This is a genomic window from Curtobacterium sp. MCSS17_006 (genome assembly GCF_003234215.1).
GTDB classification, from domain to species: domain Bacteria; phylum Actinomycetota; class Actinomycetes; order Actinomycetales; family Microbacteriaceae; genus Curtobacterium; species Curtobacterium flaccumfaciens.
On sequence record NZ_QKSO01000018.1, the window covers coordinates 12,800 to 24,969 of the forward strand.

12 protein-coding genes are annotated in these 12,170 nt (G+C 66.9%); 3 read left to right on the forward strand and 9 right to left on the reverse strand.

The window, feature by feature from the left end; genetic code table 11:
• Window positions 1-51: 51 nt before the first annotated feature.
• The 4 genes from DEJ21_RS15570 to DEJ21_RS15585 all read right to left on the reverse strand — a co-directional run bounded on the left by DEJ21_RS15570 (window position 52) and on the right by DEJ21_RS15585 (window position 5,532).
• Window positions 52-2,028 (reverse strand): hypothetical protein, encoded by a 1,977-nt coding sequence (locus tag DEJ21_RS15570; RefSeq protein WP_146245364.1) that lies wholly within the window; start codon window positions 2,026-2,028, stop codon window positions 52-54.
• A complete protein-coding gene (locus tag DEJ21_RS15575; protein ID WP_111225196.1) occupies window positions 2,025-4,133 on the reverse strand; it encodes a hypothetical protein in 2,109 nt (702 codons plus the stop codon). The genes DEJ21_RS15570 and DEJ21_RS15575 overlap by 4 nt, the downstream gene beginning before the upstream one ends.
• A complete protein-coding gene (locus tag DEJ21_RS15580) occupies window positions 4,130-4,744 on the reverse strand; it encodes a hypothetical protein (RefSeq protein WP_111225197.1) in 615 nt (204 codons plus the stop codon). The genes DEJ21_RS15575 and DEJ21_RS15580 overlap by 4 nt, the downstream gene beginning before the upstream one ends.
• 398 nt (window positions 4,745-5,142) lie before the next feature.
• Complete coding sequence (locus tag DEJ21_RS15585) at window positions 5,143-5,532, reverse strand: MerR family transcriptional regulator (protein WP_111225198.1); 390 nt, start codon at window positions 5,530-5,532, stop codon at window positions 5,143-5,145.
• A 294-nt stretch (window positions 5,533-5,826) separates the two neighbouring features.
• Between DEJ21_RS15585 and DEJ21_RS15590 the strand changes: the two genes are divergently transcribed.
• Complete coding sequence (locus DEJ21_RS15590) at window positions 5,827-6,978, forward strand: MFS transporter (RefSeq protein ID WP_111225259.1); 1,152 nt, start codon at window positions 5,827-5,829, stop codon at window positions 6,976-6,978.
• A gap of 36 nt (window positions 6,979-7,014) precedes the next feature.
• Here the strand turns inward: DEJ21_RS15590 and DEJ21_RS15595 are convergent, their stop codons facing one another.
• A complete protein-coding gene (locus DEJ21_RS15595; protein ID WP_309146992.1) occupies window positions 7,015-7,416 on the reverse strand; it encodes a MerR family transcriptional regulator in 402 nt (133 codons plus the stop codon).
• Between the two features lie 104 nt (window positions 7,417-7,520).
• Here DEJ21_RS15595 and DEJ21_RS15600 point away from each other — a divergent pair, with 104 nt between their 5' ends.
• Both DEJ21_RS15600 and DEJ21_RS15605 read left to right on the forward strand, forming a co-directional pair.
• Window positions 7,521-9,104 carry a SulP family inorganic anion transporter gene (locus DEJ21_RS15600; protein ID WP_111225199.1) on the forward strand — a complete coding sequence of 528 codons (1,584 nt, stop codon included), beginning with the start codon at window positions 7,521-7,523 and terminating at the stop codon, window positions 9,102-9,104.
• A 151-nt stretch (window positions 9,105-9,255) separates the two neighbouring features.
• On the forward strand, window positions 9,256-9,459 hold the full coding sequence (locus DEJ21_RS15605; protein WP_111225200.1) for a LacI family DNA-binding transcriptional regulator: 204 nt from the start codon (window positions 9,256-9,258) through the stop codon (window positions 9,457-9,459).
• Between the two features lie 118 nt (window positions 9,460-9,577).
• Here the strand turns inward: DEJ21_RS15605 and DEJ21_RS15610 are convergent, their stop codons facing one another.
• The 4 genes from DEJ21_RS15610 to DEJ21_RS15625 all read right to left on the reverse strand — a co-directional run bounded on the left by DEJ21_RS15610 (window position 9,578) and on the right by DEJ21_RS15625 (window position 12,160).
• Window positions 9,578-10,231 carry an HAD family phosphatase gene (locus DEJ21_RS15610; protein ID WP_111225201.1) on the reverse strand — a complete coding sequence of 218 codons (654 nt, stop codon included), beginning with the start codon at window positions 10,229-10,231 and terminating at the stop codon, window positions 9,578-9,580.
• A 143-nt stretch (window positions 10,232-10,374) separates the two neighbouring features.
• A complete protein-coding gene (locus DEJ21_RS15615) occupies window positions 10,375-10,725 on the reverse strand; it encodes a DUF202 domain-containing protein (RefSeq protein WP_111225202.1) in 351 nt (116 codons plus the stop codon).
• The gene (locus DEJ21_RS15620; RefSeq protein ID WP_111225203.1) at window positions 10,722-11,108 is read right to left on the reverse strand and encodes a YidH family protein; all 387 of its coding nucleotides are present in this window, start codon (window positions 11,106-11,108) and stop codon (window positions 10,722-10,724) included. Before DEJ21_RS15620 ends, DEJ21_RS15615 begins: the two co-directional genes overlap by 4 nt.
• The gene (locus DEJ21_RS15625; protein ID WP_111225204.1) at window positions 11,105-12,160 is read right to left on the reverse strand and encodes a formylglycine-generating enzyme family protein; all 1,056 of its coding nucleotides are present in this window, start codon (window positions 12,158-12,160) and stop codon (window positions 11,105-11,107) included. The genes DEJ21_RS15620 and DEJ21_RS15625 overlap by 4 nt, the downstream gene beginning before the upstream one ends.
• Window positions 12,161-12,170 lie beyond the last annotated feature (10 nt).

A 12,170-nucleotide genomic window follows, 5' to 3' on the forward strand; every position in this document is an offset into this window, starting at 1 on the left:
TCTCCGCAACCAGTCCTCGTCAGGTTCCCAACCTTCGGCCTCGTGAGGGTGTTACCGGCTGGACTCGCTCGGGGTAGCGACGTTGCCAAGCACTTGGAGAGTGACAAGCGCGTAAGTCCGGGCAGCTCGCGGCAGAGTCCAGGGTCGGACATCGAAGCTGCCAGCCAGATCAGTGCGAATCGTTCTGTGGCCGTAGTCGACGACGGCGAGGAACGCGATCGGCGCATGAGTCGCCTGATACTGCACGGCTTGCGTGCCGTACTTTTTGGTGAGCTGGTCGAACGTTCGCGGCTGCTGCACGCGTTTGGACTCGATGACGAATTGGTGTCCGTCGACCAGGAGAAGTACGTCCGAGCGACCCCCGGCAGTGTCTGGGACCTCCCGCAACGCATTGATTCCTCCGGCGCGGAACCAGTCTCGAAGCGCGTTCGAGAAGCTCGCTTCCGGTTGCGCTTTGCCGTTCTCGCCGAGCCACTGCGGACGGGTCTCACCGGACTGGCTCACGTTGATGTGCGTTGACGCGAAGCGAACCAGGGCCGCGCAGATGGTATACAGCGCGAGGCGACACGGTTCCAGTTGCTCGATGATCGCCTCGATGGCATCCAGCAGCTTCTGCACCTGCTGTTCCTCCGTGACGGTGAGGCCAGCATTTCGTGCTGCGATCTTGTCGAACACGTCGATGAGGTCGGCGTGTCCGGCGGCGGCGGCTTGCATGCGAGCGAAGGTTGGCTCGTCGAGGTTGAGGACGTCCCGCACGTGAGGGGAGATGGGGGCCGTCGAGCCGACTCGCGGGCGGTCAAGCCCGCGTGACGCTTTTGGGTCGCCACCGCCTCGTAGCTCTTCGCGGAGCGCAGCGATCTCCTCGATGAGGGCGGCATCAGTTGCGTCTTGAATCCATCGGTCGAGCTGCCGAGAGACATCTGCAGCTGCTGAGAAACCTGCAACCAGGTGAGGCCGCACCAACTCGACCAGTCCGCGATTCCCGGTCGCAGAGGCGTTCGAGTCTGCGCGTGCAACGATCCGCATCGTGCGGCTCGCCTGCATCACGCGTCCTACGGACGAGATGACGGCACCGGCGTTGAGCCATACGTCGTCGAGGTCGCGCAACCCTTCGAGCTCCTCGATCAGGGAGAGCCATCTGAGGGCGGTGTCCGCGCGCGGCTGGCGCCATGTCGGAACTGTGCCGACGAACCCGGTCAGGTAATCGCCCACCGCCGAGCGCAGAGATGAAGCATCCGATGAGTTAATCGTTCGGCCTCGGGAGAACTCTTGCACGAGCATGCTTGCATGCCGGAAGGCACGCGCATCGGGTCGCTCTTCATCCGCGAGTGCGGTATCGAACCACTCGATGGCGGTCTGCAACGCGCTCGTGGCCGTCTCAGGTTCGGCCGCCTCGACTGCGTTGCGAACACTGCGGAACGCCAACTCAACTGCAGCGTCGGGGGCCTCGCCGGTATCGGCGAGACGTCGCATCGACGACTCGAGGTCGACGTCGTCCCAGACGTCCAATGCCGCACCCAACGCGCGGATCAAATACGGCGATGGTTCGCCGCCGGCTTGCAGCAGATTGCTGACATGAGTGTCGAGGGCTGCACGGACGGCCAACGGTCGGCCCCATCCTCCGATACAGAGTCGAACCCATCCCTCTAGGGCGATTTCGGCTCGGATACCGGGTTCGTTTACGACCGTCTTGAAACGGGCCTCCAACGTGGAGGACACCGCGGGGAGAACGGCAAGCGAACTCAGGGCGATGTCGATGGCGTCGTTCATCAGGAACGGGTCTGTTGTGGTCGCCGCGTTGACGATGAACGTGGATGCGTCACCGCGTACATCGTCAGCAAGCGAGTCCCACTCATCGCAGATGGCGCCGACGACGAGGCGAGCGCGGTCATCGTTGAGGAGATCCTGGTCGCCGACGATCGCGGCGACCCCGCCCAGCTCCGCAACGGTGAGCCCGGCGGAGTTGCCTAACAACTCAGTGACAGCGCCCATGTGAACCTCCCGAATTGCTTCAGATGCGGCGATCACCACATGGCGTCGTCTGCCGCGGTCGCCATCCTGACCGCTCCCGCCGGGAGCACCGTCTGCAGCAGCAACCCATTCGCCGACGACGTGACAACCTGAATGTCAAACTCCTTGGCGACGCTCTGCAGCGCTTGCAGCACGGAGACGGCGTTGTCCGCGCTCATCTCCTCCCTGGCGAACGAGTCGATGAACAGCACTCCAGGATGGCGGCTCACCCCAGCCCGTCCGCCGATACGCATCAGCGCGATGACGACGGCGATTTTGAACCGTAGCTGCTCGCCGGCGTTGACCGCACTGAACGTCGTTCGTTCACCACCCTTGCGGATGACGAGGGTCGCGTTTGAGCGCAGCTCCACCGACTCCAGCTGCAGCACGCCGAGACGACGCGCGATGTCGGTCACCTGCGTACTGACCTGCACGAGCAGCTCCCGCTGGTCATCGAGCTTCCACTCGTTGATGACCTTCTGAGCGGCCTCAAGGACGGCGAAGTCGGTGCGAAGCGCGGTAACTTGCTCGTCCTCAACTGCGTTCGCGTGCCGCTCCGATAGCTGCCCGCGGAGGGTGGCGATCTCCAGTTCAAGGTCCCGGCGGCGCCGTACCGTCTCCGTAGGTATCGGTAGCGCCTGCGCGGCGGCTGAGTAATCCTGTTGCGCTGCATCGCGGCGTTCTTCAGCAACGGTGAGCGCAACTCGCGCGGTCGCCAATTCCAACTCGAGGGTGCGAACCCGGTCCGACGTCGCGGTGAGGCTGTCCGGCTCCTCGTCCTCGTCATCAACGCCCGCCCCGTTTCCAGCATCGTAGGCAGACGTCCCTTCGTCGTCGAGTTCGGAGTTGCAGAGGGAGCAGTGACCCTCCGCTTCGCGAAGCAGCTGCTGCTGGTCGACCTTCGCATCGCACCGAGGGCAGCAGGTTGGGGTGAGGGAGTTCCAAAATCGGCTTGTCTGCGCCGCTTCACGGAGTGCAGCAAGTTCAGCGCCAGCTGCGACAAGTTGCACCTCGTACTCGTCCCGTGAAGCGGCCGCCTCCGCTACGCTCTGCTCCGCCGCGGCAAGCGTCGCACCGAGTGCACGGGTCCGATCAAGGTCCCGTTGGATCTGCTCGATCGAGTCCGCTTCTGGTAGTGCAGCTAAACGATCGGTCAGCACCGTCAACAGCTGTTCCAGTTCAGCGGTGCTGCCAGAGGATGACTCCTCCTGACGGGTACTACGTCGGTTGAAGGGCGCAAGTTGCCCGCGCACGACGCGCATCTGCGCTGCCGCAGCCGAAGCTGACGCACCCCAACCGGTGCCGAGGTACATCGACAGCACAGCCGTCGCTGCAACTGCCGTCTCGCCCAGCACGACGGCTTTCTCTGCGTCGGAGATCACCAGCGCCTGGGACCACAGCGGCCACCCCTGCGACGCGAGGCCACCGTCATCCTCGTCGCGGCCCTTCGGGAAGCGCTGCCAGATCGTCCGCTCGTCAAACCCAACCCGTGGGCCCATGATCTCGCCCATGACTGCCTGAAACTCGTCAGCGCCATCAAAGTGGCTGAGCAGCTCCGCTCCATGAGCAAGAAGCTCCGCCACTTCCGCCGCAACGAAGGTGTCGTCGCCGGCTACGACCGGCAGGGCACGCTCGTCAGCTGTGCCCCAGTCGAAACCATGGTCGTCCGTGACACGTACGACCGCTCCGGACGGTGCACCGCCCCTGACGTTCCAAGCAACTAGAAGCCGTTCGTCGGCGATCCGGAAGCCGACGACCGCCTGACGAATCCAGCCGCGGACGTCCGCCTGCAGACCGCCGCTGTTGCCTCTGAGCCCCCATTCCGTGACGTTCACGACGGACGTCTTCCCTGCATCGTTCCTGCTCGCAGTCGCGAACGCGGTCAGTAGCTGATCAAAGCGGTGCGTGAACGTGAACGGCACGAGCGCCCGATCCAGCGTCTCCTTGGACACGGCGATGTCCTTCACGCCGGCGAAGTGCACTCCTTCCAGCCGGAGTTGCCGCCTCGAAACCGTCGGGCGCCGTCCGGAGATTCCGTACCGGGACAGGGTGTGGCGCACAGTATCGTCGTCGACCGCCGTCTTCGCAGCAATCTCGGCTACCCAGTCATCTTCCGAGGTCATACGGTCTCTCCAATGTCGAAGCCGAGATCTGTTGCACGACGGCGGACCCGTTCTACGATCGATGGGATCGCAGCGCCGAGTGTCGTGGCTTTGTACTCCGGTTGCTGGTATTGCCGCCGCCTCGCGTCTGCCCCAGTTTGCACACCCGTGAGCAGCCCGATCGCGTCACATTGCGCGTCATACCAGGACACGCTTGGGACCGCGGCTCGGAGCGCGGTCACGGCCGCCAATCCGGCCGGGAGCAGGAAGTAATCTCGCCGCGACTTCGAATTCGTCGGATCGACTCGACGATGAGCGAGATGACCATAAGACTTCAAAATCGCCAACGGGTTGTCGACCACCTCATACGCTCCATACAGGTAACGCGACATGGGGTAGGAGTGGAACTCTGGCGCGGTGCCGCCGAGCATACGGTGCAGGTCCGGGGCGACCTCATCGAAACTGCGATCCCCTGCTTCGTATTCAGAAAGCAACTCGTCTGCGAGGTAGTCCGGGTTGCGCACCCAGAAGTCAAGCTTCTCGAGCTTCGTCAACGAGGGAAGCCATCGGACGGTGTCGGGAACGGCGACATGGCCCTGTACGACCTTCCCGAGCCGCTCAACGATGATCAAGAGGCGAGCAGCGCTCTGGCTCGTCGAACCCCCATCGAGCCGCGCACTCAAGCCAAACCTCCCAAGTCAATCCCCCTGCACGAGTTGTAGAACGGTTCCTCAGGATTTCATGTGGACGACTCGCACGCGACCACGGGTTGCCCCCACAACGGGTGACGTGCTCGAATGTCGTTGCGGGATCGGGTCGGTCCCGGCCCCCGGATCAGGCGGCTGCCGCCTTCGGCCTCCCATGCTGCCTCCGCGGGGGACCTGACGGGTGTCAAAACCGAGGCACTACAGACGCCCGTAAACTGACCGCTCCGCGGTCGGCAAGCGGACGTCGGAGAGGGCAGCGGCGAGGGCCGTCCGTGAGTAGCGAATCGTCTCATTGACCGATGGTCTACCGGACTATTGAGCTCCTATCGGTCGCGGAGGATGCCGAGGAACTCGTCGGCCATGCCGAGGTGCTGTTCGAGCTTTGCGCGGCGTTCCTCGGTGTCGCGGATGTATTCGTCCAGCTGCCCGCGGAGCCGCGCGCGGTCTGCGTCGTCGTCGGCAGCTTCGAGGGCGTCGACGACGGCGAGGAGTTCGGCCATCTGCTCGAGCGTGAACCCGAGAGGCTTCATACGTCGGATGATGAGCAGCCGGGTGAGGTCAGTGTCGGTGTAGAGGCGGAAACCGCCCTCGGTCCGGCCTGACGGGTGCAGCAGGCCGACCTCGTCGTAGTGACGGATCGTGCGGTTCGACAGTCCGGTGCGGTCGGCGAGCTCACCGATGTGCATCGTCGTCGGTACCGCGTCGTCCGTCATCCCGAGTGCCCTCCCTGTAGTGCTGCTGCGTCGTGGCGAGCGTAGCGCCGTCCGATCAGCGCTCCCTGCACCTGAACCGCTCAACCTTTCCGCGACGGTAGGGTTCGGTGGGTTCCTAGTGAAAGCGAGCGTGGCATCACGTCCTCCCCGAATACCTCCGAGATCACCCTCCCAACCACCGACGCCGCCCCGCCGGCGGACCTGACACCCACTCCGACCGGGTCGAGTTCGACCCGGGTGCGTGGCTGGCTGCCGTGGGTAGTGGTCGTCTCTGCTGGTGGCGTCCTGTCGGTGATGAGCGCACCAGGGCAGACCGCTGGGCTGTCGGTGTTCACGGACCCGCTGATCCAGGAACTCGGGATCTCACGGACGGAGGTGTCGACGAGCTACCTCATCGGCACGCTGCTCGGTGCGTGCGTTCTGCCGCTGACGGGTCGGGCGCTGGACCGGTGGGGCGTCCGACGGATGACGATCATCATCGGGATCGCGTTCGCCGTGTTCCTCGCCGCGTTGAGCTTCGTCGCCGGGATCGTCGGCCTGACCGCCGGGTTCGTCGGCGTGCGGATGGCCGGGCAGGGCGCGCTCTCGCTCGCCGCGACGACGCTCGTCGCCCGCAGCATCACCAACCGGCGAGGGTTGGCGCTCGGTATCGCGTCCGGGATCGGTTCCGGCGGGATCTCCCTGGTGCCGGTGTTCGTGGAAAGCCTGATCGCCGGTTCGGACATTCATGTCGCGTGGCGGGTCGAGGCGATCGTCGTCGCTGCCGTCGTGGTCCCGATCGGATTCCTCCTGCCCCGCCGAACCGCCACGACCGCGCAGAGCGGAACCTTCGCGAGTGCGGCCGGTGACGGGCCGGTGTGGACCCTCCGAGAAGCGGCGTCGACCGGCATGTTCTGGACCATCGCCGCGGGACTTGCGGTGTCGGGGATGCTCAGCACCGCACTGGCGTTCCACCAGGTCGCCGTCCTTGGCGAGCAAAGCCTCACCCCGGCGGAAGCGGCCGCGAACTTCCTCCCGCAGACCGTCACCGGGATCGCCGCGACCCTCATCACCGGGGCGCTGTCGGACCGGATCCCGCCGAAGTTCGGGGTCACGATCGCGATGACGACCCTCGCCGGTGCGCTCCTGCTCCTGCCGGTCGTGCACCCAGGGTGGACCGCCATCCTCTACGGACTCGTCCTCGGCGCCGCCGGCGGAGCCCTCCGCGGCATCGAAGCCGCCGCATACGTCCGCTACTACGGAACGGCGAACATCGGCGTCATCCGTGGCGTCGCGACCGGCACAAACCTCGCCTCCACCGCGTTCGGCCCCCTGCTCCTCGCGCTCGGCCACGACGTCGCCGGCAACTACACGGCCCCGGTACTGCTCTTCGCAGTCCTGCCGGCCGTCGTCGCGGTGGTGTCCGTGTTCGCCCGGGCACCACGGCACCCATCGCTCCGGCACTGAGCCCGGCAGGGCCTGTCACTGCCGTGATGCAACGGGTCAGTGGGCGCGGAGTTCCTCAAGGAACTCGTCGACCATCCCGAGCTGCTCCCCGAGGACGTCCCGGCGGGTCTCGGCGTCGCGGATGAACGCCGCCACCCGGGACCGGACCGCCGTCAGATCGACGTCGGGCTGGGCTTCGTCGAGCATCTTCACCGCATCAACGAGGATGCCCGCCTCACCGAGGCTGAACCCGAGCGGCTTCATCCGCCGCACCATCAGCAGCCGGGCGACGTCGTCCTCGGAGTACAGCCGGAACCCGCCATCGGTCCGACCCGATGGGTGCAGGACCTCCGCGGCGTCGTAGTCCCGGATCGTCTTCACGCTCAATCCGGTCCGCTCGGCGACCTCGCCGATCTGCATCAGGTACTCCGTCGACGTCGACCGTTCATCCTTGCCCACTTGCGCACCAACCCTTCCGTTGCGTTAGAGTCGAACCATACCAACCCTCCCGCAGCGGAAAGGTTGGAATGTGCCGGTCGCTCTGACGCCGCCGGCCGTGCGCGATGACGCGCCCCACGACAGCTCTCGCGGGCGCAGCGCCCGCACCCGTCCACCGAAGGAGAACCGTGACGACCGTCACGCAGTCCGTGCCCGTCCAGGCGCACCACAGTCCCACCGTCCTGTCCGCAGTGCGGAACCCGAAGATCCTGCTCCGCGAGGTCCTCGCCGGGCTCGTCGTCGCCCTCGCCCTCATCCCCGAGGCGATCTCGTTCTCGATCATCGCCGGTGTCGACCCTCGCGTCGGCCTGTTCTCGGCGTTCGTGATGGCTGTCGTCATCTCGTTCGTCGGCGGCCGCGCGGCGATGATCACCGGCGCCACCGGCGCGATCGCGCTCGTCGTCGCCCCGGTGGTCAAGGAACACGGCCTCGACTACCTCATCGCGACCGTCCTCCTCGGTGGGATCTTCCAGCTCATCCTCGGCGGGCTGGGCGCGGCGAAGCTCATGCGGTTCGTGCCCCGGTCCGTGATGGTCGGGTTCGTGAACGCGCTCGCGATCCTGATCTTCACCGCGCAGCTGCCGAACATCATCGGCGTCGACTGGCTCGTCTGGCCGATCGCTGCCGCCGGCATCGCGATCATCGTCCTGCTGCCCCGCCTCACCAAGGCGATCCCCGCACCGCTGGTCGCGATCGTCGTCTTGACCCTGGTGACCGTGTTCGCGTCGATCGCAATCCCGACCGTCGGCGACGAGGGCAAGCTGCCCGACAGCCTCCCCACCTTGTTCATCCCGAACGTTCCGGTGAACCTCGAGACCCTCACGATCATCGCCCCCTACGCGCTCGCGATGGCCCTCGTCGGGCTGCTCGAGTCGCTGATGACGGCGAAGCTCGTCGACGAGGTCACCGACACCGGCTCCCCGAAGACCCGCGAAGCCCTCGGCCAGGGCGTCGCGAACGTCGCCTCCGGCCTGTTCGGTGGGATGGGTGGCTGCGCGATGATCGGCCAGACGATGATCAACGTCAAGGCCTCCGGTGCCCGCACCCGCATCTCGACGTTCCTGTCCGGCGTGTTCCTGCTGGTCCTCGTGGTCGGGCTCGGCGACATCGTCGCGATCATCCCGATGGCAGCCCTGGTCGCCGTGATGGTGATGGTCTCCGTCGGCACCTTCGACTGGCACAGCATCACGCCCTCCACGCTGAAGCGGATGCCCGTCGGGGAGACGATCGTCATGGTCCTCACCGTCGTGATCGTCGTCGCCACCGACAACCTCGCCATCGGCGTCATCATCGGTGTCATCGCCGCGATGATCGTCTTCGCCCGCCGCGTCTCCCACTTCACCAACGTCGAGCGGTCCATCGAGACGCTGCCGGACGGTGAACAGCACGCGCTCTACACCGTCGAGGGTGAACTGTTCTTCGCCTCGAGCAACGACCTCACTACCCAGTTCGACTACTCCGGCGACCCGGAACTCGTGGTCATCGACATGACGAAGTCGCACGTGTGGGACGCCTCCACCGTCGCAGCGCTCGACGGCATCGAGACGAAGTACCACCAGCACGGCAAGCGCGTCGAGATCCGCGGCATGAACGACGCCAGCCAGGCCTTCCACGGCCGCCTCGCCGGCAACCTCGGCTCCGGTCACTGAGCCCATCCCACCTCCGCCCGGCCCCAACCCGGGGCACCGAGTGAACGGGCGGAGCACCGGGGCCGGCGTCCCCCTTTCCGCCGGCCCTCGCGGGCACCGTCATGTCGTCCATGGACGGTGCCCGCACCTCAGCACCCATGAGGAGCCAGCCGTGACCAAAGCACCCACCATCCACGACGTCGCCGCCGCCGCGCACGTCTCCCACCAGGCCGTCTCCCGCGTCCTCAACGGCGCCACCAACGTCCGCCCCACCACAAGGGCCCGCGTCGAACACGCCATCCACGCACTCGACTACGTCCGCGACGACCAAGCAGCAGCCCTCGCCCGCCGCCCACGGAAACAGAGCATCGATTGACGACGGTCACCTCTGACGCCCGCACGGCCCCGGACAGCAACTCACTGCCCGGGGCCGTGCGCGTTTGTGTCCGATAGCCGGTCCGCTACCGGGCGCCTGTGCCGGTGAGGGCCCGGGGTCAGTGCAGGGTGGCCTTCCATGCCTCGAGCCAGGGGATGACATCTCGCAGGTCATCTGTGTCGATGGCGGCGGACGCGGCCGCCCGAGCCGGGCCGCTGGCGTTCAGAGCGAGCGATGCCGGCAGGGCGTCGAACAGGGGAAGGTCTGACCGACTGTCTCCGATGGCACAGCAGTGATCGATCGAGACACCGCGCTCCGCGGCGAGCTGGAGGGCGCGGTCTCGCTTGTCGTACTCGTTGAAGTGCTCCGCCACGGTGCCGTCGTAGTCAGTCCCGACGACCTGAACTCGCGGGCCGCCATTTGCGGTGAGTCCGTGACGTTTTGCGATCGCTTCCGCGACGGGCTGCCAGGCGAGTGACGCGAGGATCGGCTCGACGTCGTGCTCGACGCACCAGGCAACGACAGCGTCGATTCCGGCGATGAGCGGAAGCTCCTCAAGCCATGCGGCAACGGTTCGCGTCGGGATTTCGCGCCATCCCTCAGCGTCGATGACGCTGACTTCCTCGTTCGTCAGCTCGCCCTCGGCGTACCGCTGCTCAGCTGCATCGAGCGCAGGTGCATGTCCGAAGCGCTTGGCGAGAAAGCTGCTGCTCGACATGGATGGGACCAACGTGCCATCGATATCGAAGAAGACGATCCCCCGCGTACTCATGCTCGGATCGTAGCCACGGACACACCGCTTCCGCTGTGCCGATAGCCGATCCGCTCTCGGACACCCGCGTCAGGGGGCGGATCACCTGCCGACCATATCCACCGCGGCACCACATCACGTCAAGCGGGTCTCTCGACCAGGACTTACCGGCCACTCGCCTTCACAGTGACCACCACTGCGGCTGCCACCCCGCTGGCGACAACGCCAGCGGCGACGGCGAGCGGTAGCCATCCAGATGGCAGCGGGACTCGGTCGGTGTCAGAGCGGGTCAGGGTGCGGTGCACGATGCGGTATCGGCGGTGCGCGGCGACGAGGACCGCGACCGATGCGATCAAGCCGAGCCCGGCGAGCAGGATCGCCCAGGTTCCGAGGAGCTCGGGCAGGATCCGCACCGCGACGAGCGACGCGACCACGAGCGCCAACGCGGTTCGCCGCCACGCCAACGCTGTCCGCTCGGGCTGCAGTCCCGCATCGAACAGCCGCCGTTCCGTCACCGGTACAGCACTCCGAGGAACACGAGCACCCCGACAGCGATCACCGCGATGCCGATCGGCAGCGCGAGCACCGCAGACGGCAACGGATCCCCGTTCCGCAGTGATCGCTCCGACCCGGCCCACCCGAACCACGCCTGGAGCGGCGTGAGGATCCCGGTCGCGATCAGCACCAGCGACGCTGCGAGCCGGAACCCGGGATGGATGCCCAGGCCGAGCGCCTCCAGGGCAACCCCGCCGGCGAGCAGCGCCAGCGCCGTCCGGATCCACGCCAGGAACGTCCGCTCGTTCGCAAGGCTGAACCGGGCATCCGGTTCCGAGCCGTGTCGGTAGACGTGCCGCGGGAAGCGGCGGTCCGCCGGACGCGTGCCGTCGGTGTTCGTCACCCCGCGCCTCCAGATCGGACCGCCGCCATGTCGGCAGCCGCGCCGCTGGCAGGACGCGACACCGTGCGGAAGCCGGCGTTGCCCATCGACGAGTCCGGCGTGTTCTGCGACCGCGCCGCGTTGCGGTACCGGTTGCAGTACGAGTCGTGGCAGAGGTAAGAGCCGCCGCGCATGACCCGGGGCGCGTCAGGGGTGACCACGTTCGGGCCCGTCGGGTCGGTGACGGTGCCCGCCGCGGCGTCGCGGGCGTACGTCCGCACGTCGAACACGTCGGCGCACCACTCCCACACGTTGCCGACGGTCTGCCACACCCCGTACCCGTTCGGCTCGAAGGTGCGCACCGGCGCCGTGGTGAGGAAGCCGTCCTCCGTGGTGTTCTCCGTCGGGAACGTGCCCTGGAAGATGTTCACCCGCCAGGGCCGGCCGTCGCCGTCGGCAGCGCCGAGGTCGTCGCCCCACGGGTACCGGGCCTGCTCGAGCCCACCACGGGACGCTGCCTCCCACTGGGCCTCGGTCGGGAGCGCTCGGCCCGCCCAGTCGCAGTACGCCTGCGCGTCGTTCCACGACACGTGCACGACGGGATGGTCCCCCATGCCCTCGATCGAGGACCGCGGCCCGCCCGGGTGCCGCCAGTCGGCGCCACGGACGCCGAACCACCACGGTGTCTGCGGTGGTTGCCCCACGACGTCCGCCTCGTCCGCGTCCAGCGCCAGGTGGAACACCGCCGAGTCACCGAACACCTCGGCCTCGGTCCGGTACCCCGTCGCGGCCACGAACCGCGCGAAGTCGTCGTTCGTGACGCTCGTGGCGTCGATCTCGAACGCGGACACCGTGACCGGGTGCACCGGAGTCTCGCCGTCGCCCCAGGTCCCGTCACCGAGCCCGTCCCCCATCAGGAACGTCTGACCCGGCACACGGGCCTGCTCGACCACGTGTCCGGGCACGAGCACCGCCTCGGTGGCGGCGACCGGGACGGCGGTCGCACGCGTGTCCTCCCCGGACCGTGTGCGACCTGTCGGCGCGCAGCAATCGTGCGCGGTGTGATCCGTCATCGTCGTCTTC